Annotated in this window: 19 protein-coding genes; 7 read left to right on the top strand and 12 right to left on the bottom strand. The window is 71.6% G+C overall.

What is annotated here, in order from left to right; genetic code table 11:
* Window positions 1-5: 5 nt before the first annotated feature.
* Window positions 6-1,370 carry a glutamine synthetase family protein gene (locus OO68_RS27915; protein WP_033311931.1) on the bottom strand — a complete coding sequence of 455 codons (1,365 nt, stop codon included), beginning with the start codon at window positions 1,368-1,370 and terminating at the stop codon, window positions 6-8.
* Between the two features lie 98 nt (window positions 1,371-1,468).
* On the opposite strand from OO68_RS27915, the gene OO68_RS27910 reads away from it, so the two are divergent.
* The 3 genes from OO68_RS27910 to OO68_RS27900 all read left to right on the top strand — a co-directional run bounded on the left by OO68_RS27910 (window position 1,469) and on the right by OO68_RS27900 (window position 4,541).
* The gene (locus tag OO68_RS27910) at window positions 1,469-2,206 is read left to right on the top strand and encodes a FadR/GntR family transcriptional regulator (protein WP_033311930.1); all 738 of its coding nucleotides are present in this window, start codon (window positions 1,469-1,471) and stop codon (window positions 2,204-2,206) included.
* A 158-nt stretch (window positions 2,207-2,364) separates the two neighbouring features.
* Window positions 2,365-3,810 (top strand): ethanolamine permease, encoded by a 1,446-nt coding sequence (eat, locus tag OO68_RS27905; RefSeq protein ID WP_033311929.1) that lies wholly within the window; start codon window positions 2,365-2,367, stop codon window positions 3,808-3,810.
* 23 nt (window positions 3,811-3,833) lie between these two features.
* Window positions 3,834-4,541: a gamma-glutamyl-gamma-aminobutyrate hydrolase family protein gene (locus OO68_RS27900; protein ID WP_033311928.1), complete on the top strand. Its 708-nt coding sequence runs from the start codon at window positions 3,834-3,836 to the stop codon at window positions 4,539-4,541.
* Window positions 4,542-4,649: 108 nt separating this feature from the next.
* Here OO68_RS27900 and OO68_RS27895 read toward each other — a convergent pair whose 3' ends face one another.
* Window positions 4,650-5,579 carry a LysR family transcriptional regulator gene (locus OO68_RS27895; protein ID WP_033311927.1) on the bottom strand — a complete coding sequence of 310 codons (930 nt, stop codon included), beginning with the start codon at window positions 5,577-5,579 and terminating at the stop codon, window positions 4,650-4,652.
* 70 nt (window positions 5,580-5,649) lie between these two features.
* On the opposite strand from OO68_RS27895, the gene OO68_RS27890 reads away from it, so the two are divergent.
* On the top strand, window positions 5,650-6,801 hold the full coding sequence (locus tag OO68_RS27890) for a TDT family transporter (RefSeq protein WP_033311926.1): 1,152 nt from the start codon (window positions 5,650-5,652) through the stop codon (window positions 6,799-6,801).
* Here the strand turns inward: OO68_RS27890 and OO68_RS27885 are convergent.
* The 4 genes from OO68_RS27885 to OO68_RS27870 all read right to left on the bottom strand — a co-directional run bounded on the left by OO68_RS27885 (window position 6,713) and on the right by OO68_RS27870 (window position 12,032).
* The gene (locus OO68_RS27885; protein WP_033311925.1) at window positions 6,713-7,432 is read right to left on the bottom strand and encodes a helical backbone metal receptor; all 720 of its coding nucleotides are present in this window, start codon (window positions 7,430-7,432) and stop codon (window positions 6,713-6,715) included. The two genes, OO68_RS27890 and OO68_RS27885, sit on opposite strands and share 89 nt — an antisense overlap.
* On the bottom strand, window positions 7,429-7,998 hold the full coding sequence (locus OO68_RS27880; RefSeq protein WP_033311924.1) for a helix-turn-helix domain-containing protein: 570 nt from the start codon (window positions 7,996-7,998) through the stop codon (window positions 7,429-7,431). Before OO68_RS27880 ends, OO68_RS27885 begins: the two co-directional genes overlap by 4 nt.
* Window positions 7,999-8,332: 334 nt before the next feature.
* Window positions 8,333-10,948 carry an ABC transporter permease/substrate binding protein gene (locus OO68_RS27875; protein WP_033311923.1) on the bottom strand — a complete coding sequence of 872 codons (2,616 nt, stop codon included), beginning with the start codon at window positions 10,946-10,948 and terminating at the stop codon, window positions 8,333-8,335.
* A complete protein-coding gene (locus tag OO68_RS27870; RefSeq protein WP_033311922.1) occupies window positions 10,941-12,032 on the bottom strand; it encodes a quaternary amine ABC transporter ATP-binding protein in 1,092 nt (363 codons plus the stop codon). Before OO68_RS27870 ends, OO68_RS27875 begins: the two co-directional genes overlap by 8 nt.
* A 170-nt stretch (window positions 12,033-12,202) precedes the next feature.
* Between OO68_RS27870 and OO68_RS27865 the strand changes: the two genes are divergently transcribed.
* A complete protein-coding gene (locus OO68_RS27865) occupies window positions 12,203-13,132 on the top strand; it encodes a 5'-3' exonuclease (protein ID WP_245237192.1) in 930 nt (309 codons plus the stop codon).
* Between the two features lie 103 nt (window positions 13,133-13,235).
* Window positions 13,236-14,078 carry a siderophore-interacting protein gene (locus OO68_RS27860; RefSeq protein WP_033311921.1) on the top strand — a complete coding sequence of 281 codons (843 nt, stop codon included), beginning with the start codon at window positions 13,236-13,238 and terminating at the stop codon, window positions 14,076-14,078.
* Between the two features lie 42 nt (window positions 14,079-14,120).
* Here the strand turns inward: OO68_RS27860 and OO68_RS27855 are convergent, their stop codons facing one another.
* Window positions 14,121-14,732 (bottom strand): GNAT family N-acetyltransferase, encoded by a 612-nt coding sequence (locus OO68_RS27855; RefSeq protein ID WP_033311920.1) that lies wholly within the window; start codon window positions 14,730-14,732, stop codon window positions 14,121-14,123.
* Between the two features lie 80 nt (window positions 14,733-14,812).
* Here OO68_RS27855 and OO68_RS27850 point away from each other — a divergent pair, with 80 nt between their 5' ends.
* Window positions 14,813-15,805, top strand: a complete 993-nt coding sequence (locus OO68_RS27850; RefSeq protein WP_033311919.1) for an RluA family pseudouridine synthase — start codon at window positions 14,813-14,815, stop codon at window positions 15,803-15,805.
* Here OO68_RS27850 and OO68_RS27845 read toward each other — a convergent pair.
* From OO68_RS27845 to OO68_RS27825, 5 genes are all read right to left on the bottom strand, one after another.
* Window positions 15,799-17,340: a cytochrome P450 gene (locus OO68_RS27845; protein ID WP_033311918.1), complete on the bottom strand. Its 1,542-nt coding sequence runs from the start codon at window positions 17,338-17,340 to the stop codon at window positions 15,799-15,801. The genes OO68_RS27850 and OO68_RS27845 overlap by 7 nt on opposite strands.
* 65 nt (window positions 17,341-17,405) lie before the next feature.
* Complete coding sequence (locus OO68_RS27840; protein WP_033311917.1) at window positions 17,406-18,026, bottom strand: GTP-binding protein; 621 nt, start codon at window positions 18,024-18,026, stop codon at window positions 17,406-17,408.
* Window positions 18,007-18,405: a DUF742 domain-containing protein gene (locus tag OO68_RS27835; RefSeq protein WP_033311916.1), complete on the bottom strand. Its 399-nt coding sequence runs from the start codon at window positions 18,403-18,405 to the stop codon at window positions 18,007-18,009. Before OO68_RS27835 ends, OO68_RS27840 begins: the two co-directional genes overlap by 20 nt.
* Window positions 18,402-18,809: a roadblock/LC7 domain-containing protein gene (locus OO68_RS27830; RefSeq protein WP_031141974.1), complete on the bottom strand. Its 408-nt coding sequence runs from the start codon at window positions 18,807-18,809 to the stop codon at window positions 18,402-18,404. Before OO68_RS27830 ends, OO68_RS27835 begins: the two co-directional genes overlap by 4 nt.
* On the bottom strand, window positions 18,806-20,449 hold the full coding sequence (locus OO68_RS27825) for a sensor histidine kinase (RefSeq protein WP_078625484.1): 1,644 nt from the start codon (window positions 20,447-20,449) through the stop codon (window positions 18,806-18,808). The genes OO68_RS27830 and OO68_RS27825 overlap by 4 nt, the downstream gene beginning before the upstream one ends.
* Window positions 20,450-20,582 lie beyond the last annotated feature (133 nt).

Here is a 20,582-nt window from a genome sequence, read left to right as displayed (position 1 = left end):
GGACCTCACATGCGTTCGAAGGAGCGGCGCAGCTCCCAGTCGGTCACCGCGGCGTCGTAGGCGTCCAGTTCGACGCGCGCCATGTTGCGGTAGTGCGCGACGACCTCGTCACCGAAGGCGGCCCGGGCGACGGTGCTGTTCTCCCAGAGCTCGGCGGCCTCGCGCAGGGTGGTGGGGACGTGGTCCAGGTCGGCGGTGTAGGCGTTGCCGGGGCAGGGTTCGGGCAGCTCCAGCTTCTGCTCGATGCCGTGCAGGCCTGCCGCGACCAGTCCGGCGACGGCGAGGTAGGGGTTGACGTCGCCGCCGGGCAGGCGGTTCTCGAAGCGCAGGGAGCGGCCGTGGCCGACCACGCGCAGCGCGCAGGTGCGGTTGTCCTGGCCCCAGGCGACGGCGGTCGGGGCGAAGGAGCCGGGCTGGAAGCGCTTGTAGGAGTTGATGTTGGGGGCGTAGAGGAGGGAGAAATCGCGCAGGGCGGCGAGCTGGCCGGCGAGGAAGTGCCGCATGACCTCGGACATGCCGCCTTCGAGGTCGCCGGCCATGGCGTTGTTTCCGTCGGCGTCGGCGAGGGAGAGGTGGATGTGGCAGGAGTTGCCCTCGCGCTCGTTGTACTTGGCCATGAAGGTGATCGCCATGCCCTCCTGGGCGGCGATCTCCTTGGCGCCGGTCTTGTACACGGAGTGCTGGTCGCAGGTGACCAGGGCCTCGTCGTAGCGGAAGGCGATCTCGTGCTGGCCGGGGTTGCACTCGCCCTTGGCGGACTCGACGGTGAGGCCGGCGCCGGCCATCTCGTTGCGGATGCGGCGCAGCAGGGGCTCGATGCGGCCGGTGCCGAGGACGGAGTAGTCGATGTTGTACTGGTTGGCGGGGGTGAGGCCCTTGTAGCCGGCGTCCCAGGCCTGTTCGTAGGTGTCCTTGAAGACGATGAACTCCAGCTCGGTGCCGACCTGCGCGCTGTAGCCGAGTTCGGCGAGGCGCTCCAGCTGGCGGCGCAGGATCTGGCGGGGCGCGGCGACGACCGGGGAGCCGTCGCTCCAGGCGAGGTCGGCGTGGAGCATGGCCGTGCCCTCGTTCCAGGGGACGCGGCGCAGGGTGGTGAGGTCGGGGTGCATGGCGAAGTCGCCGTAGCCGCGGTCCCAGGAGGACATCGCGTAGCCGTCGACGGTGTTCATCTCGGTGTCGACGGCGAGCAGGTAGTTGCAGCCCTCGGTGCCGTGCCGGAGGACCTCGTCGAGGAAGAAGCGTGCGGCGAACCGCTTGCCCTGGAGTCGCCCCTGCATGTCGGGGAAGGCCAGGACGACAGTGTCGATCTCACCGCCGGCGACGAGGGTGTGCAGCTCCTCGACGCTCAGCGGGGGTGTGCGGTCTGCCACGGGAAGGCCTCCTAGGCTCCTTGGATCCGCTGCCATGGATCCGCCGGGAGCCATAAGGTATTGCGGAGAACCATTGCTTGGGAAGGGGGTGCGGCCACATGCCGGAGGAAGCGGGTGGCGATGAGGTGCGGGACGGGCTGACGCCGGTGCTGCGGCCGGTGCGCGCGGGCAACGGCTTCGAGGAGGCGCTGGAGCAGATCCTGCAGGTCGTACGGCTGGGTCTGGTGCCGGGGGGCGAGCGGCTGCCGGCCGAGCGGGAGCTGGCGGAGCGGCTGGGGATCAGCCGGGTGACGCTGCGCGAGGTGCTGAAGGTGCTCCAGGACCAGGGCCTGGTCGAGTCGCGGCGCGGCCGGTACGGCGGGACGTTCGTGCTGCCGCGCGCCGACGCCGTCGGGGAGGACGAGCTGCGGCGCCGGGTCGCCGAGGTCGACATAGAGGACGTGCTGCGGTTCCGGGAGGTGCTGGAGGTGGGCGCGGCCGGGCTGTGCGCGGCGCACGGGCTGGAGGAGAAGCAGGCGGACCGGCTGCGCGAGGCCCTGGCGCGCACGCACGACGCGCCGCTCGCCGAGTACCGCCGCCTGGACACATTGCTGCACCTCACGATCGCCGAGCTGTCCGGCTCCCCCACGCTCACCGCGCAGTACGCGGCCGTCCGGGCGACGGTCAACGACCTGCTCGACTGCATCCCGCTGCTGGTCCGCAACCTGGAGCACTCCCAGCGGCAGCACACCGCCCTGGTGGAGGCGGTGATCGAGGGCGAGGCCGACCAGGCGCGGGAGATCATGCGCGAGCACTGCGGGGGCACGGCGGCGCTGCTGCGGGGCTTCCTCGGCTGAGGGGGCGGGTGCGGTGTTCCTCGCCCGGTGAGGATTTACGGGCGATTAACGCACGGGTATTGCCATCCCCCGGTCGGCCCGCAAAGGTATGGCCTCATTCCATTGAGTCCGAGCCCATTCGATCCCGTGACCGCAGCCGCACCGTCGGGAGACCGCCCATGCCCCAGGAACCCACCACCACACCCGCCGCCCCGGAGGGCGACGACTATCTGGAACGCAGAGCACTGCGCCGAGGCAGCGCCGGCTGGGTGCTGCTGACCGGCCTCGGCGTCGCCTACGTCGTCTCCGGCGACTACTCGGGCTGGAACTTCGGCCTGGCCGAAGGCGGCTTCGGGGGCCTGGCGATCGCCATGGTCCTGATGGGCGCCATGTACGCGTGCATGGTCTTCGCCCTCGCCGAGCTCTCCTCGATCCTGCCCACCGCGGGCGGCGGCTACGGCTTCGCCCGGCGGGCGCTCGGCCCGTGGGGCGGCTTCCTCACCGGCACGGCGATCCTCATCGAGTACGTCCTCGCGCCCGCCGCGATCGTCATCTTCATCGGCGACTACGTCGAGTCGCTGGGCCTGTTCGGGCTGGAGTCCGGCTGGCCGATGTACCTGGTCTGCTTCGCGATCTTCCTCGGCATCCACCTGTGGGGCGTGGGCGAGGCCCTGCGGTTCAGCTTCGTCGTCACCGGCATCGCGGTGGTCGCCCTGGTCGTCTTCGCGCTGGCGGCACTGCCCGACTTCTCCTTCGCGTCGCTGGACGACATCCCGGTCGACTCCTCCGCGGCGGGGTCGAGCTCCTGGCTGCCGTTCGGCCTGCTCGGCATCTGGGCGGCGTTCCCGTTCGGCATGTGGTTCTTCCTCGGCGTCGAGGGCGTGCCGCTGGCCGCCGAGGAGACCAGGGACCCGGCCCGTACGCTGCCGAAGGCGATCCGCTGGTCGATGGGCATCCTGGTGGTGCTGGCGGTGGTCACGTTCTTCGCGGCGGCCGGGGCACGCGGTTCCGCCGCGATCCAGGAAGCGGGCAACCCGCTGGTGGAGGCGCTCCAGCCGAACGGCGAGGCCACGACGCTGAGCCGGATCGTGAACTATGCGGGCCTGGCCGGCCTGGTGGCGTCGTTCTTCTCCCTGATCTACGCGGGCTCGCGCCAGCTGTTCGCCCTGTCCCGGGCGGGCTACCTGCCGCGCTTCCTGTCGCTCACCAGCCGCCGCAAGGCGCCGTACCTGGGCCTGCTGGTGCCCGGCACGATCGGCTTCCTGCTGGCGGCGGCCTCCGGCAACGGGGCGCGGATGCTGAACATCGCGGTCTTCGGGGCGACCATCTCCTACGCGCTGATGTCCCTGTCGCACATCGTGCTGCGGCGCCGCGAGCCGGAGCTTCCGCGGCCGTACCGTACGCCGGGCGGAATCCTGACCTCGTCGGTCGCGCTGGTGCTGGCGTGTGCGGCGCTGGTGGCCACGTTCCTCGTGGATGTGACGGCGGCGCTGATCGCACTCGTGGTCTACGCCGTGGCCGTCGGGTACTTCGGTCTGTACAGCCGCAAGCGGCTGGTGGCGAAGGCGCCGGAGGAGGAGTTCGCGGCACTGGCGGCGGCCGAGGCAGAGTTGGCACGGGACTAGGTTCGAGGTGTGAGGGAGTTGTCGTGGCCAGGCCGTTGATCGGGGTCAGCACCTATCTGGAGTCCGGGGCGCGCTGGGGCGTGTGGGAGCTGGAGGCCGCGCTGCTGCCGGTCGGCTATCCCCGGCTGGTGCAGCGGGCGGGGGGCCTGGCCGCGATGCTGCCCCCGGACGACCCGGAGCGGGCCGCCGAGGCCGTGGCGCGGCTGGACGGGCTGGTCATCGCGGGCGGGCCGGACGTGGAGCCGGTCCGCTACGGGGCGGAGCGCGAGGAGCGGACCGGGCCGCCGGCGCCGGACCGGGACGCGTGGGAGCTGGCGCTGATCGACGCGGCCCTGGCGGCGGGCGTGCCGTTGCTGGGGATCTGCCGGGGCATGCAGCTGCTGAACGTCGCCCTCGGGGGCACACTCGTGCAGCACATCGACGGGCACGCGGAGGTCGTGGGCGTCTTCGGGGGGCATGCGGTCAAGCCGGTGCCGGGGAGTCTGTACGCCGGGGTCGTACCGGAGGAGACGTTCGTCCCGACGTACCACCACCAGGCCGTCGACCGCCTGGGCGAGGGCCTGATCCCCTCGGCGTACGCGGCGGACGGCACGGTGGAGGCGGTGGAACTGCCCTCTGCCGACTGGGTGCTGGGGGTGCAGTGGCATCCGGAGATGGGCGAGGACGTGCGGGTGATGAGGGCGCTGGTGGAAGCGGCTAGTACCGGCAAAGTCAGCCCGTCCGGCGCTTGAGGACGAGGCCGTTCAGGCCGAAGCGGGGGTCTGGGGGCGCAGCCCCCGGCGGGTCGAAGGGGCAGCGCCCCTGGGGATGGGACGGGTAGGGGCGGCGGGGGCGAGAAACTACCCGCGCGTCAGCGACAGCAGGTCCCGCGCCGGCCCGGTGGGGCGGTGCCCCGTCGGCCACACCGCCCTCAGGTCCCTCGCCAGGGCGACCCCGTCCACCGGCACGGACACCAGCCGCCGCATCGCCAGCTCCTCCCCCACCGCCAGTTCGCTCAGCACCGCGGGCCCCGCCCCGCTCACCGCCGCCGCCTTCACCGCCGTCGTGGACGACAGCTCGATCAGCGGCCGGGCCAGCCCGCCGAGCGCCGCGTCCAGCACCTGCCGCGTCCCCGACCCCTTCTCACGGAGGATCAACGGCGTCGACGCCAGTTCGTCCGCGGCCAGCGACCGCCGCCGCCGGGCCCAGGCGTGCCCCGGCGCGATCACCACTATGAGCCGGTCGTGGGCGATGACCGCCGAGTCGAGACCGGCCGGCACCGACAGCCCCTCCACGAACCCCAGATCCGCCTCGTCCGACAGCAGCCGTTCGGCCACCACCGTCGAGTTCCCCGCGTGCAGCGACACCGCCGTGTCGGGCCGCTGTGCCCGCAGCGCGAGCAGCCAGCCCGGCAGCAGGTACTCGGCGATGGTCATGCTCGCGGCCACCCGCAGCCGGGAGTCGCGGCGCACGCGCAGCGCCTGCGCGCCCACGTCGAACGCCTCCGCCGCCTCCACGATCCGCCGCGCCCAGTCCGTCACCAGCGCCCCGGCGTCCGTGAGCCGGGACCCGCGGGGCGAGCGGTCGACCAGCGCCACGCCAAGCTGCCGTTCCATCGACCGGATCCGGCTGCTGGCAGCGGGCTGGGTGATGCCGAGTTCCCGCGCCGCACCGCCGAGGCTGCCGAGCCGCGCCACCGCCAGCAGCAGCTCCAGCGCGCCCAGATCCGGCACCCGGTGCGCCAGGGAACCGGAGACGGTCGGCCCGGCCTGCTCATCCGCGTTGCTCATAAACCCAGCTTATGCCGCCATAGAGGCATGGTCCCTGGTGGTGCCCCTGCCCCGGCCTCACCGTGGAGCCATGGTCACCGCAGCCCAGCCCTTCGCGCACCCGCTCTCCGTCCGTCACCTCGGACCCAACTGGTACGCCACCGTGATGGGCACCGCCGTCGTCGCCACCGCCGGAGCCTCCCTCCCGCCGCACGTCCCGGGGCTGCGCGGCGTGCTCGTGGGGGTGTGGGCCATCTCGCTCGTCCTGCTCCTGGTCCTGCTCGCGGGCCGGGCCGCGCACTGGAACCGGCACCGGGACCAGGCCCGCGCCCACCTCCTCGACCCCGCGACAGCACCCTTCTACGGCTGCCTCGCCATGGCCTTGCTGGCCGTGGGCGGCGGTGCCCTCACCGTCGGCCGGGACCTGATCGGCCTGCGGGCGGCCGTGGCGCTCGACGCCGTGCTGTTCACCGCCGGAACGGTGACCGGTCTGGCCGCGGCCGTCGCCGTGCCGTATCTGATGGCCGTACGGCATCGGGTGGAGCCGGGGCAGGCCACGCCGGTGTGGCTGCTGCCGCTCGTGGCGCCCATGGTGTCCGCCGCCGTCGGGCCGCTGCTGGTGCCGCATCTGCCGCCCGGTCAGGCCCAAGAGACGCTGCTGCTCGTCTGCTTCGCGCTGTTCGGGCTGAGCCTGCTCGCGACCCTGGTCATGCTGCCGCTGGTCTTCGCCCGGTCGCTCACCGGCGGGCCGCTGCCCCTCGCCCTCGCCCCGACGCTGTTCCTGGTGCTGGGTCCGCTCGGGCAGTCCACGACGGCCGTGGGCGCCTTCGCGGACGTCGCGCCCGGGGTCGTACCGGAGCCGTACGGCAAGGGTTTCGATGCCCTCGCCGTGCTGTACGGCGTGCCCGTGATGGGGTTCGCGCTGCTGTGGTTCTGCCTGGCCGCCGCCCATGTGGTGCGCGCCCGGCGGCACGGGATGAGGTTCTCGATGACCTGGTGGTCGTTCACCTTCCCGGTCGGCACCTGTGTCACGGGCGCCGAGGCGCTGGCCCGGCACACCGGGCTCATGGCCTACGCGGGTCCGGCCGTCGTGCTGTACGGGGTGCTGGTCGCGGCGTGGGCGACGGCCGTCGCGGGCACCGCCCGCGGGCTGCTCAGGGGCGAGCTGCTCGCAGGACCCGGCCCAGTACCCGCGGCGCCTCGGCCAATGAGGGCCCGTACCACGTCAGGTGCCGTCCGCTGACGAGCGCGCAGGGCAGGCCGGGAAAGGCCTCGGGGCCGTCGTCGGCCGTGAAGCGGTACGGCTCGTCCGGCAGGACCACCACGTCCGGTGCGCAGGCGCGCAGTTCCGCCAGCGGGACGCGCGGGTAGCGGTCGGGGTGCGTCGCGTACACGTGGTCGACGCCGAGGCGGGCCAGGACGTCACCGGCGAAGGTGTCGCGGCCCAGGACCATCCACGGCCGGCGCCAGACCGGTACGACCGCCGTGAGCCGCGTCCCGGGCTCCGGCAGGGACGCCCAGGTCTCCTCCGCCTCGTCCAGCCAGCGCGGCCGGGCCGGCACGCCGCAGGCGTCGAGCACCCGGGCCAGTTCCCGGAAGGCCTGCGGCACGTCGCGGATCTCCGTCACCAGGACCTCGACGCCCGCCGCACGCAGGGCCGCGAGGTCGGGTGCGCGGTTCTCCTCCTCGTTGGCGATCACCAGATCGGGCGCGAGGGACAGGATCCGGTCGGTCTTCGGGTTCTTGGTCCCGCCGACGCGTACGACGTCCAGGCCGTCAGGATGCGTGCACCAGTCGGTGGCGCCGGCCAGGGTTCCGGGCGCGGACCGGGCCACGGCCTCGGTCAGCGAGGGGACCAGCGAGACCACCCTCACCGGCGCGGCCGGTCCCGGACCGCCTCGATGTGCTCCGCCACGGCGACGACGATCACGCGGGTGTCCGACTCGGCCGCCCGCCAGCGATGCCGTACGCCGCCGGTCAGGTACAGCGTGTCGCCACGGCCGAGGCGGTAGGCGCGGCCCTCCGCCTCGATCTCCACCGCCCCGTCGGCGACATACATCAACTGGTCGTTGCGGTACTGGAATTCACGGCCCGCGTCGTGGTCGCCGGTGAACTCGGAGGCGTGCATCTGATGGTGGCCACGGACCAGGGAGCGGGACCGGGGCTGGGGCAGCGGCTCGCTGCCGTCGCCGCGGACGACGTCCACGCTGCACGCCGGGTCGGCCGCGGCGAGGAGCTCCACCGCCGTGGTGCGCAGGGCGTCGGCGAGCTTCTCCAGGGAGCTGGTGCTGGGCCGCGCCCGGTCGTTCTCGATCTGGCTCAGGAAGGGGACCGACAGGCCGCTGCGCGCGGACACGACGGCGAGGGTGAGCTCCAGCGCGCGGCGCCGTCGGCGCACGGCCGCGCCCACCCGGAGGTGTTGCTCTTTGTGGTCGCCCATCGCTCCGGCTCCCTCCTTCGCCCGTCGGTCCGCTCCCCGTGCGGCGGTGTCCCGGCGCACTGCTCCTGTTGAGTTGTCTGCACCCTACGCATGTTCGGCAAACCGTTTCCCGCGCCCGTCACATCGACGTCATACGGGACGGTGCGCGACCTCACACTTCACGCCAGGCGATCCGCCGCCGCAGGGGGGCGGGCCGGCCTTCCGTCTGCTGGAGGAACAGGCGGGGAGAGGGGGTTTTGGGGGTGGCGTAGCGCTCTGTGGTTGTCCGGATCCCGCTCGTGGGATCGGGGGGCGGGGCGGGACGCGGCGTGTCGCGCGTCCCACCCCCGGAACCCTACTGCGGTGTCATGCGCTGCACCATGCCCGGGTGCTTCTTGAGCCACTCGGCCACGGCCTCTTCCTCGTGGCCCTGGCCGCGGTCCTTGATCTCGCTCTCCAGGCTGCCGAGCTCGTCCTCGCTCATCCTGAAGTTCTTGATCCACTTCGTGAGCTGCGGGTACTGCTCGGGGAACTCCGCGTTGGAGATGGTGCGGATCGTGTTGCCCTCACCGAAGGCCTTCTCGGGGTCCTTCAGCTTGGTCAGCTCGTAGTCGCTGTACGCCCAGTGCGGCGACCAGAGGGTGACGGCGATGGGCTCCTTCTTGGCGTAGGCGCGCTTCAGCTCGGCCAGCATCGCGGGCGTGGAGCCGTCGACGACCTCGTACTCCTTGTCCAGGCCGTAGGCGGGCAGGACCTTGTTCTTCGCGAGGTCCATCTCGCCGGTGCCCGGCTCGATGCCGATGATCTTCCCCTTGAAGGTGGAGGACTTGCCCTTGAGGTCCGCCAGGGAGTCGACGCCCTTGACGTAGGACGGTACGGCGATCTCCAGGGAGGTCGGTTCGTACCAGGTGCCGAGGTCCTTGAGGCGGTCCTTGTTCTTGTCCCAGTAGTTCTTCTGGGCGTAGGGCAGCCAGGCGTCGAAGTTGAGGTCGAGGTCGCCCGAGGCCAGGCCCGTGTAGACCGGGCCGACGTCCATCTGCTTCAGGTTCAGCCGGTAGCCGCGCCGCTCCAGGACGTTCTTCCACAGGTAGGTGACGGCGATGTCCTCGTCCCAGGGGAACCAGGCCACGTCCAGGGGCCGCTTCGCCTCGGCGGGCGTGCCGCCCCCGGCGTTCTTCACCGGGGCCATCTTGTCGGCGAAGCCGGGGTTCTGCCTGAGCCAGGCGCGCACGGCGTCCTGCTGGTTGCCCTTGCCCGCCTTGTTGATCTCGGCTTCGAGGCCGGTGAGCTGCTTCTCGCTCATCCTGAACTTCTTCAGCCACCCGGCGACCGTCGGGTCGTCGTCGGCGAAGCCCTTGCGGGCCAGGGTGTGCACGCCGTCGCCCTCGCCCCAGGCGCCCTTGGGGTCCTTGAGCTTCTTCAGCTTGTAGTCGTTGTACGCCCAGTGCGGCGACCAGAGCGTGACGACGATCGGCTTCTTCTGGGCGTACGCGCGCTTCAGCTCGGCCAGCATGGCGGGCGTGGAGCTGTCGACGACCTCGTACTCCTTGTCCAGGCCGTACTCCTTGAGGACCTTGCTCTTCAGCAGGGCCATCTCGCCGGCACTGGACTCGATGCCGGTGATCCTGCCGCCGAAGTCGGAGGCCTTGCCCTTGAGGTCCGCCAGGGAGTCGATGCCCTTCATGTAGGAGGGCACGGAGAGTTCCAGGGACGTCTTGTCGTACCAGGCGCCGAGGTCGTCGAGCTGCTTGCCGTACTTCTTCCAGTACTGGGCGTGGGTCGTCGGCAGCCAGGCGTCCGTCTGGAAGTCGACGTCGCCCTGGGCGAGGGAGGTGTACAGCGGGCCCGCGTCGAACTGCTTGGCCTCGACCTCGTAGCCGCGCTGCTCCAGGACCTCCTTCCAGAGGAAGGTGGAGGCGACGCCCTCGTCCCAGGGGATGTAGCCGATGCTGATCTTCTTGCCCTGGCCGACGTTTCTGCCGTCCGCGGCGGCCTCGGTGCCGGTGCCGCCGCCGAAAACGCCCATGCCGCCCGCGGTGAGCGCGAGGACGACGACGCCGATCACGGCGACGACCGGGCGGGGCCGGTAGGACCAGATCTTCAGCCCCTGGGCGGCGCGGGCCTTGGCGGCGGCGCGGCGGCCGAGCGGTGAGACCTGCGTGCCGAGGGCGCTGGTCATGCGGTCCAGGTAGATCGCGAGGATCACGATGGCCACACCGGCCTCGGAGCCGAGGCCCACGTTGAGCTGGCCGATGGCCTCGTTGACGTCGCCGCCGAGGCCGCCGGTGCCGACCATGCCGGCGATCGCGGCCATGGACAGGCCCAGCATGATGACCTGGTTGACGCCGGCCATGACGGTGGGCAGGGCGAGCGGGAGCTGGACGCGCAGCAGCGTGTTGCGGGGCGTGGTGCCGAACGCCTCGGCGGCCTCGACCAGTTCCTTGTCGACCTGCCGGATGCCCAGCTCGGTCATGCGCACGCCCGGGGCGAGCGCGAAGATCAGGGTGGCGACGATGCCGGCGGGGGCGCCGGTGCCGAAGAACAGGATCGCCGGGATGAGGTAGATCATCGCGGGCAGCGTCTGCATGAAGTCCAGCACGGGCCGGACGAGACCGCTGACGCGGTCGGAGCGCGCCGCCAAGATGCCCACGGGCAGGGCGATCAGCAGCGCGATGACGGTCGCCACGAGGACGAGCGCCAGGGTGATCATCGCGTTCTCCCACAGTTCGAGGGAGTCGATGAACGCGAATCCGGCGAACGTGAGGACACCGGCGAGGGTGCCGCGCAGCCAGAAGGCGATCACGGCGAAGATGCCGGCGAGGAGCAGCGGCTCGGGGGCCTGGAGAACGGCGTTGATGCCGTCGTAGAGGCCGAGGAAGACGGTCTTGCAGAAGTCGAACAGCCACGCCATGTGGGTGGTGAGCCAGTCGACCGCGTCGTTGACCCAGCTGCCGAGCTCGATCCTAGGCACGGGCGGTCACCTTCTCTCCGCCCTTGTCCTGCGGGGAGTCGCAGGGCTGTGGTGTGGCGCCCTGCTCGTCGCCGAGGAAGCCGACCAGGCGCTGCCGGGGGACGACGCCGATCTGCTTGTTGTCCTGGTCCACGACCGGGACGGGGTGGGAGAGCCGGGCACTGATGGCGCACAGCTCGCTGAAGGTGGTGTCGGGCGTGGCCGTCTCGCAGTGGCAGCCGGGGTCATCGGCGGTGACCGAGGTGTCCATCAGCTCGCCCGCGGTCAGGACGCGGGAGCGGTCGACGTCCTGGGTGAAGGAGGCGACGTAGTCGTTCTCCGGCCGCAGCAGGATGTCCTGGGCGGTGCCGTTCTGGACGATGCGGCCGTCGCGCATGACGGCGATGCGGTCGCCCAGGCGCATGGCCTCGTTCAGGTCGTGGGTGATGAAGACGATCGTCTTCTTCAGCTTCTGCTGGAGCTCCAGCAGCTGGTCCTGCATGTCGCGGCGGATCAGCGGGTCCAGGGCGCTGAAGGACTCGTCCATGAGCAGCAGGTCGGCGTCGGTGGCGAGCGCGCGGGCGAGCCCGACGCGCTGCTGCATGCCGCCGGACAGTTCGTCGGGCCAGGACTTCTCCCAGCCGGCCAGGCCGCACAGGGCGAGCGCCTCGTCGGCGCGGCGTGCGCGCTCGGCGCGGGGCACGCCCTGCACTTCCAGGCCGTAGGCGGCGTTCTCGCGCACGCTGCGGTGCGGGAAGAGCGCGAAGTGCTGGAAGACCATGCTGATCTTCCTGGAGCGGACCTCGCGCAGTTCCCGGTCGCCGAGCGTGGTCAGGTCCTGGCCGTCGAAGCGCACGTGTCCTGCGGTGGGTTCGAGCAGGCCGTTCAGCATGCGCAGCAGGGTGGACTTGCCGGAGCCGGAGAGGCCCATGACGACGAAGATCTGGCCGGGCTCGACGGTGAAGGACGCGTCGATCACGGCGGCGGTCGCGCCCTCGGCCCGTAGTTCGTCCCGGTCGGCTCCGCCTCGGAGCCGCTCGACCGCCCGGTCCGGTCTCCTGCCGAACACCTTGTACAGGCTCTCTGCCTCAAGCCTCGCTGACACGTGTTCCTCTATTTCGTTGGCAACAGAACAGAGCGAGGACAGGGCGCACACAGTTGAAATGCGCAACCAGCCTCGCTCCGGGGCGGCGCCTCCCCGAGATCGCGCACCCCAAACACACAAGTGGGGCGCGTCACATTCGAGGCGGGTGACTGTCGGTGGCGTACGGCATGATGCGTGGCGTGACCGGACGACTGATGCTCCTCGACACCGCCTCCCTGTACTTCCGCGCCTACTTCGGCGTCCCCGACTCGGTCAGGGCCCCGGACGGCACGCCGGTGAACGCCGTGCGCGGACTGCTCGACTTCATCGACCGCCTGGTCCGGGACCACCGGCCCGACCAGCTCGTGGCCTGCATGGACGCCGACTGGCGGCCGCAGTGGCGGGTGGAGCTGATCCCGTCCTACAAGGCGCACCGCGTCGCGGAGGAGCACGCGGTGGGCCCGGACGAGGAGGAGGTGCCCGACACCCTGTCGCCGCAGGTGCCGGTCATCGAGGCGGTGCTGGACGCGGTGGGCATCGCGCGCGTGGGCGTCGCTGGGTACGAGGCGGACGACGTGATCGGCACGTTCACCGCGCGCGCGAAGGGCCCGGTCGACATCGTCACGGGCGACCGCGACCTCTACCAGCTGGTGGACGACGCGCGCGGGGTGCGCGTGCTGTACCCGCTGAAGGGCGTGGGCACCTTGCAGCACACCGATGAGGCGGTGCTGCGTGAGAAGTATGGGGTCGGCGGCAGCGGGTACGCGGATCTGGCCCTGCTGCGCGGCGACCCCAGCGACGGCCTGCCGGGCGTGCCGGGCGTCGGTGAGAAGACGGCCGCCAAGCTGCTGGCCGAGTTCGGTGACCTGGCCGGGATCCTGGCGGCGGTCGAGGACCGGCGGTCGAAGCTGACGCCGACGCAGCGCAGGCGGCTGGACGAGGCGCGTCCCTATCTCGCGGTCGCGCCGAAGGTGGTCAAGGTCGCGGACGACGTGCCCTTGCCGGACGTCTCCACGGTACTGCCGCGGGCGCCGCGCGACCCGGCGGCCCTGGAGGCGCTGGCGGCCCGCTGGGGGCTGGGTGGGTCGCTGGAGCGTCTGCTGACGACTCTCGCGACCTGAGCCTTTCTCAAGAGAACGACGTGAGCTTGCCGCACAAGAGGTGTGATCGGGGTACGAGGTGCTAACTTAGGTAACCCTAACTATGCGAGAGAGGGAGGCCCTCATGGCTGAGCGACCGGGACGACAGCCGCGCCGGGCGCACTCCGCTCAGGTCGTCCGCACCGAACGCCTGACGCCGCACATGCAGCGTGTGGTGCTCGGCGGCGAGGGCCTCGCCGACTTCGCGGCGGAGACGTGCACCGACCATTACGTGAAGCTGCTGTTCCCGCCCACGGGCGTCACCTATGCGGAGCCCTTCGATCTGCAGCGCGTCCGGGACGAGCTGCCGCGCGAGCAGTGGCCGGTGACCCGGACCTACACGGTGCGCCAGTGGGACGCCGAGCACCGCGAGCTGACGCTGGACTTCGTCATCCACGGCGACGAGGGCCTGGCCGGTCCCTGGGCCGCGCGCGTCCGGCCGGGCGAGACCGTGCATTTCATGGGACCCGGCGGGGCCTACGCGCCCGACCCGGGCGCCGACTGGCATCTGCTCGCCGGTGACGAGAGCGCGCTGCCCGCGATCGCCTGCGCCCTGGAGGCGCTGCCGCGCGGGTCCAGAGCGTATGCCTTCGTGGAGATCTCCGGCCCCGAGGAGGAGCAGAAGATCGACTCGGACGTGGCGGTCGTCTGGCTGCACCGCGGCGCCCGCCCGCTCGGTGAGGCGCTGGTCGAGACCGTACGGAACCTGGAGTTCCCCGAGGGCCGCGTGCACGCCTTCGTCCACGGCGAGGCGCACTTCGTCAAGGAGCTGCGCCATCTGCTCCGCGTCGAGCGCCACGTCCCGCGCGAGTCCCTCTCGATCTCCGGCTACTGGCGCCGCGGCCACAACGAGGACGGCTGGCAGGAGTCCAAGCGCGAGTGGAACGCACGGATCGAGGCGGAGCAGGAGAGCGTGTCCGCGGCCTGAGGACTTCTCCTCGCGTGAGCAGGTGAGCACGTGCCCTCGTGCTCACCTGCTCACGTGCTCACAGGGGAGGCGTGCGCGGGAGCCGAGCCGCGCGTGCAGATGCATGTCGTGCCATCCGTCCGGTTGCAGGACCGCACTGCGCTTGGTGCCCTCCAGGGCGAAGCCGGTTCGGGTGGCGACGCGACACGAGGCCTCGTTGCGCACGGCGTGCAGCAGTTCCAGCCGGTGGAAGCCGGCCTCGTCGAGGGCCCAGTGGGTGAGCGCGGTCGTGGCCCGGGCGGCGATACGCCGGCCGCGGGCCGCCGGGACGGTCCAGTACGCCACCTCCGCCGTCCCGTCGTGAAGCCGCAGCTCACGCAGCGCTACCCGGCCCAGCAGCGCGTCGGAGCCCGCGTCGGCCACGGCCCAGTGCGCCTCCCGCTCGTCGTCCCACGCCTGCTGCCACTCACGGAACCAGTCACCGACCTCGTCCACGGAGTCGGCGGACCGGGCGTGCCACTGGTGCATCAGGGGGTCCTGGAACACCTCGTACACCGCGGGGGCGTCCCCGGCCCGCCAGGGCCGCAGCAGGAGCCCGCCGTCGGCGGGGAGTGCGGGCTGGGGCCGGCTTGCGAGCGTCCCGGCGGTCAGGACCGGGCTGATGAGGAACGGCATTCCCGCATCCTGACAAGGCCGGGCCGGGCTCTCCCACCGGTTTTCCGCCCTGGCTCACCGGCCTCGTACGCTGGGCCGCGATGCGACGCAAGAGCCACACCCCGCCCTCTCCTCTGCCGCAGCGCCACGGCGTGGACCCGGTGCGGGTGCGGCTGCCCGCCGCCGGGACCTGGAGGACGGTGCGCGAGCACCTCGTGGAGCGGCTCTCCGGCGCGGGTGCCGGGGTCGTCGACGGCATGTTCGACACGGGCCGGATCGTCGGGGCGGACGGGCGGCCCGTCGCCGCGGACGCCCCCTACGTGCCCGGGCTGTTCGTGTGGTTCCACCGGGACCTGCCCGACGAGGTGCCGGTGCCCTTCCCGCTGGAGGTGGTGCACCGGGACGAGCACGTCGTCGTCGCCGACAAGCCGCACTTCCTCGCCACCACCCCGCGCGGCAGTCATGTCGCCGAGACCGCGCTGGCCCGGCTCCGCCGCGAGCTGGACCTCCCGGCGCTCACCGCTGCGCACCGCCTGGACCGGCTCACCGCGGGACTCGTGCTGTTCACCGTCCGCCCCGAGGAGCGCGGCGCGTACCAGACGCTGTTCCGTGACCGCCGGGTCCGCAAGGAGTACGAGGCCGTCGCCCCGTACGACCCCGCACTCCCCCTGCCCCGGACCGTGCGCAGCCGGATCGTGAAGGAGCGGGGGGTGCTCACCGCCCGGGAGGTCCCGGGCGAGCCCAACGCCGTGAGCCGTGTCGAACTCGTCGAACACCGCGACCGGCCCGGGGAGCCCGGCGGACTCGCCCGGTACCGGCTCACGCCCGCCACCGGCCAGACGCACCAGCTGCGTGTCCACATGGCCGCGCTCGGCCTGCCGATCCTCGGCGACCCGCTCTACCCGGAGGTGACCGCCCCCGTGCCGGCCGGTGACTTCCGCCGACCGCTCCAACTGCTCGCGCGGTCGCTGGAGTTCACCGACCCGGTCACGGGCGAGGAGCACCGGTTCCGCAGCGGCCGGGTGCTCGCGGCCTGGGCGTGCCACGCCCGGTGGGCCGCCGGGACGGACGACGGCCCGTCAGCCGGTCAGTAGCCGCGCCACCAGCTCAACAAGCGCTGCCAGACGCCCTTGCGACGGGGCGGTTCCGCGAGGGCGGGCTGCGGCGTCCCCGGCACCGGCTGGGGCGGGACCGGGGCCGGCTGCGGCTGCGCGACGGCGGGCTGGGGCTGTGCGGCGGCCGGTGCCGCCTGCGGCTGCGGCTGCGGCTGCGGCTGCGGCTGCGCGATGCCGATCTGCCAGTCCGAGCGCTGCGCGGCGACCGGCTTGTGGTTCGGCACCTCCTGCACGTCCTGCGGCGGCTTGGGCGCGAACTGCACCGGCAGTTCCACCAGGTGCCGGGAGGCGATGGACGCCGTCCAGCGCAACTCCTCCTCGTCGCAGTCGAGTTCGACGTCGGGCAGCCGCATCAGCAGCGCGTCGACGCCGACGTCGGCGATAGAACGGCCGATGTCCTGCCCGGGGCACTCGTGCGGTCCGCCGCCGAAGGCCAGGTGGGAGCGGTTGCCCTGCATGCTGGCCTTCAGGTCCGGCCGCACCCGAGGGTCGACGTTGGCCGGCAGCGGCGCGAAGAGCAGCCCGTCGCCCCGGCGGATGCGCTGCCCGCCCAGCTCGGTCTCCTGCTTGGCGAAGTAGGCGAAGACCGTGCTGAACGGCGGTTCGTTCCACAGGGACTGCTCCACCGCCTCCGGCACCGTCATCTGGCCGCCGTTGAGCTGGGCGCGGAAGCGCGGGTCGATCAGCACCGTGAGCAGCACGTTGGAGAGCAGGTTGGTGGTGGCCTCGTAGGCGGCGAAGAGCACCAGCCGCAGGTGCTCCCTGACCTCGTCGTCGGTGAGCCGGGCCGGGTGGGTGATCAGGTAGCTGGCGAGGTCCTCCTCCGGCCGGGCGCGGCGGGTGGCGGTGAGCCGGCTCAGGGCGTCCATGACGTAGGAGTGGCTGGCGAGCGAGGTCTCGGTGCCCTTGAGGGCGTCGCGGGCGGCCTCGACGAGCCGGTCGCTGTACTCGTCGGGCATGCCGAGGATCTCGCACATGACGGCCATCGGCAGGTGCTCGGTGAACTGGCCGACGAGGTCCGCCTCGCCCGCCTCGCAGAACCGGTTGACGATCGCCTGCGTGCTGCGGTTGATGTAGCGGCGCAGGCTGCGGAAGTCGATGGTGGAGATGGCGCCCATGACCGCGCCGCGCAGCCGCTTGTGCTCGTCGCCCTCGGCGTGTGAGGCGATGGGCTGCCAGGCGATGTGCGGCATCAGCGGGTGGTCGGGCTTGACGAGGCCCTCCCTGAGCGGGTTCCAGATACGGCTGTCCCGGCAGAACTGCGAGGGCGAGCGCACCATGTGCAGGTTCTCGGCGTGGCCGAGGACGATCCACATCGGCACGTCGTCGTGGAGCAGCACGGGCGCCACGGGACCGTGCTGGTCCCGCAGTTGCTCGTACAGCGCTCCCAGGTCCTCCGCCTCGTGCAGCCGGTGCAGCCCCCCGGGCCCGAGGCCGTGCGCGGGGCAGCCGGGGGGCGGGCCGGGCCGGAGGTCTTCGTCCGTACCGGTCGGGGCGTGGGATTCAGGCGTCACAGTGATCGCTCCGAAACTGAGGTGGTTCCAGGTCTGGGGGGAAGATGTGGGCCGGGTGATGCGGGTCAGGTGAGCGAGCCCGTCATGGCGAGCGAGTGCAGGAAGCGCATGAGGGTCATCAGGACGTCGCGGCTGGAGGCCCGCCGCCGCGCGTCGCACTCGATGATCGGGATGTCCGGCGTGAGGTCGAGGGCCGTGCGCAGCTCCTCGATGTCGTAACGAGGGGCGTCAGGGAAGGAGTTGATGGCGACCACGAACGGCACGCCGCGCTCCTCCAGCCGTCCCATGACGTCGAAGCTGACCTCAAGCCGCCGGGTGTCGACCAGCACCACCGCTCCCAGCGCGCCCTCGAAGAGGCCGTTCCACAGGAACCAGAAACGCTGCTGGCCGGGCGTGCCGAAGAGATACAGCACCAGCTGGTCGGTGATGCTGATCCGGCCGAAGTCCATGGCGACGGTGGTGGCCGTCTTGGACGCGGAGCCGAAGTTGTCGTCGACACCGATGCCGGCCTGCGTCATGGTCTCCTCGGTGGTCAGCGGTGTGATCTCGCTGACCGACCCGACCATGGTCGTCTTGCCGACGCCGAAGCCGCCCACGATCACGATCTTGGCCGCGGCCTGTGCCGTGTGGGGCAGCTGGTCCTCGGTCCGGGGGCCCGGGATGGTGTCAGAGCCGTTGAAGTCCATTCATCACCGCTTCGAGGAGGGAACGGTCGGAGCGCGCCTTGCGGACGATCGGGGCGCGCGCCTGTACCAGTTCCGCCGTCAGCAACTCGGTGAGCAGCACGCCCATCGCGCTGAACGGCAGGTGGAGGTAGGCCGACAGCTCGGCCACGGACAAGGGGGCGGCGCAGAGTCGGAGCAGCGCCGCCTGCTCGGGAGATGCCGACGGCGGCGGGTCCGTGGCACGCGCCACGATTAACGTCACCAGGTCGAGCTCGGCCCGTTCACCGTCCGGGCCGGCCACCACGTACATCCGCTCCGGGTTGCCCGGTTTGTCCTCGCCCTCCTTGGGCGCGGGCGGTTCCGGGACGATGTCGCGCCTCTGGCGTTGCGGAGGCGTCATACGATCTGCCCGTTCCGCCGGGGCGGACTGGTGAGATGGCCGCCGATCCGGACGACCAGGTCGCGCATCATCGCGCTCATCCGGCCGGGTTCGCACCGCACGTCGGACAGCACCGCGAGGAAGGCGTTGGCGCCTGCGGACATCAGGTAGAAGTAGCCGCGGTCGATCTCGATCATGACGAGCTTCATCTCGCCGTCGCCGACGGTGAGTTCCTGGCAGACGCTGCCTGCGAGGGACTGCAGGCCGGCGCAGGCCGCGGCGACCCGGTCGGCCGCATCGGGCTCGCCGCCGTAGCGCGCGATGCGCAGACCGTCGGCGGAGAGCACCACGATCATCTCGATGCCCGGCACGCCGTCGGCGAGCTGCTTGAGCATCCAGTCGAAGTTGCCTCGCTGCTGGATCACTTGAGGTCCCCCTCGTCGTCGGCCTCGGTGGGAGCCGGGTCGTTGATCAGATGCAGGTACTTGTGCGGGTTCCGGATGAAGTCGGTCGGGTGGGTGCCGGGTTCGATCCCCTGCTTGAGTCCCTCCCAGAAGGCCTCCAGCCCCTTGCCGGGGGCGTCGGGCGCCGACATGTCGCGCAGGGGCTTGGTCTCGGGCTCCTGAGCCGCCGCCCACGGGTTGTACTCGCCGCGCTCGGCGGCCTCCCGGTCGGCCTTCTCGTTGGCGGCCTGCTGGGCGAGCCGCTCGGCGAGGGGCATCTTCACCCGGCTGCGGCGCTGGGGCAGGCCGTTCGCCGTCCACTCGGTGACCTCGGGGACGTCGTCGTCCTCCAGGGAGACCGTGGCGGGGATCTTCGGGCTGGTGGGGCGGCGCCTCTTGGGGGCGCGCTTCGGGCCCTCGGGGATGCCGACGGTCATGGGGATGCCGGTGGCGCCGATGCCGTGGGCGAGTCCGACACCGGGCTCGTGGGTGATCATCTCGCTCGGCACGATGAGGATGGCCCGGACGCCGCCGTACGCGGAGGCGCGCAGCGAGACCTGCATGTTGTACGCCGTGCAGAGGCGGCCCACGACGGCGAGGCCGAGGCGCGGGTGCTCGCCGATGTCCTGGAGGTCGATGCCGGCCTTGGCGGCCTCCAGCATGCCCTCGATCCGGGCGCGGGCCTCCTCGTTGAGGTTGACGCCGCCGTCCTCGATCTCGATGCAGACGCCGGTCTGCACCTCGGTGGCGGTGACGTGCACCTTGGTCTGCGGCGGCGAGTAGCGCGTGGCGTTGTCGAGGAGTTCGGCGGCGGCGTGGATGACGGGCTCGACGTAGATGCCCTTGACGCTGACCTTGGCGATGGAGGACAGCTGGATGCGCCGGTATTCCAGGATGCGGGACATGGCGCCGCGCAGGGTGCTGTAGAGGGACACCGGCTGGGGCCACTGCCGGCCGGGGCGGCCGCCGCCGAGGACGGAGACGGAGTCGGCCAGGCGGCCGATCAGGGCGTTGCCGTGGTCGATGCGCAGCAGGTCGTCGAAGACCTCCGGGTTGCGGCCGTGGTCCTCCTCCATCTCCCGGAGTTCCTCGGCCTGCTGGTGGATGATCGCCTGGACGCGGCGGGCGACACTGACGAAGGAGCGCGCGGCGGCGTCGCGCATGGTCACTTCGCGGTCGACGATCTTGAGGACCGTCAGCAGCGTCTCGGCCTGCGGGGCGGGGAGGTTTCGGAACACGGGACTGGCCAGGCCGAGTTTGCGGATCACCTCCCTGGGCGATTCTCCGGTGCGCAGCAGATCGAGCGAAGCGGGCACGATCTCCCTGGAGAAGCGGACCAGTTCGTTCTCGTGGGCGGCGATCCGCTGTTCCAGATGCTCGGTGTGCCGGGCGTGCTCCGCACGCTGGTTGCGCAGCGCACGGCCGCGGCGCACCGCCTCGGCCGCCGTCGCGAGCACGAGTGCCGTGGCGATGCCGCCGCACCAGCCGACGGCGCCCCGGGCCGGCTCCGTCACCAGGGCGACGGCGGCCCCGGTCGCCGCGGCCATGACTATGGCCGGCAGCAACAGCACGCGCGCGTAGGGAAGTTCACGGCGACCGGGAGGGGATTGAACACTCACCATGTGGGCCTTCTGACAGGGGTCGACTGAGGTTCGGAAGGACGTGCAGGGGGGTATGTCATGAAGCTGTCGGGATCTTCCACACATTGGGGAACAAGCGCACGAATTCATCTCAAGCCGGTGCGCTGCGGGCGAG

Origin of the sequence: Streptomyces iakyrus (genome assembly GCF_000717055.1) — a bacterium.
Lineage (GTDB): Bacteria > Actinomycetota > Actinomycetes > Streptomycetales > Streptomycetaceae > Streptomyces > Streptomyces iakyrus.
Note: the sequence above shows the minus strand (reverse complement) of the source record. Positions and strands in the feature narration are given on the sequence as shown.

Coding starts and splice junctions, on each gene's coding strand:
- OO68_RS27890 (WP_033311926.1), top strand. CDS start 5,650: ATGGTCACCGCAGCCCAGCCCTTCGCGCACCCGCTCTCCGTCCGTCAC.
- OO68_RS27860 (WP_033311921.1), top strand. CDS start 13,236: ATGGCTGAGCGACCGGGACGACAGCCGCGCCGGGCGCACTCCGCTCAG.
- OO68_RS27825 (WP_078625484.1), bottom strand. CDS start 20,449: ATGGTGAGTGTTCAATCCCCTCCCGGTCGCCGTGAACTTCCCTACGCG.
- OO68_RS27850 (WP_033311919.1), top strand. CDS start 14,813: ATGCGACGCAAGAGCCACACCCCGCCCTCTCCTCTGCCGCAGCGCCAC.
- OO68_RS27895 (WP_033311927.1), bottom strand. CDS start 5,579: ATGAGCAACGCGGATGAGCAGGCCGGGCCGACCGTCTCCGGTTCCCTG.
- OO68_RS27880 (WP_033311924.1), bottom strand. CDS start 7,998: ATGGGCGACCACAAAGAGCAACACCTCCGGGTGGGCGCGGCCGTGCGC.
- eat (WP_033311929.1), top strand. CDS start 2,365: ATGCCCCAGGAACCCACCACCACACCCGCCGCCCCGGAGGGCGACGAC.
- OO68_RS27835 (WP_033311916.1), bottom strand. CDS start 18,405: ATGACGCCTCCGCAACGCCAGAGGCGCGACATCGTCCCGGAACCGCCC.
- OO68_RS27910 (WP_033311930.1), top strand. CDS start 1,469: ATGCCGGAGGAAGCGGGTGGCGATGAGGTGCGGGACGGGCTGACGCCG.
- OO68_RS27855 (WP_033311920.1), bottom strand. CDS start 14,732: ATGCCGTTCCTCATCAGCCCGGTCCTGACCGCCGGGACGCTCGCAAGC.
- OO68_RS27865 (WP_245237192.1), top strand. CDS start 12,203: ATGCGTGGCGTGACCGGACGACTGATGCTCCTCGACACCGCCTCCCTG.
- OO68_RS27840 (WP_033311917.1), bottom strand. CDS start 18,026: ATGGACTTCAACGGCTCTGACACCATCCCGGGCCCCCGGACCGAGGAC.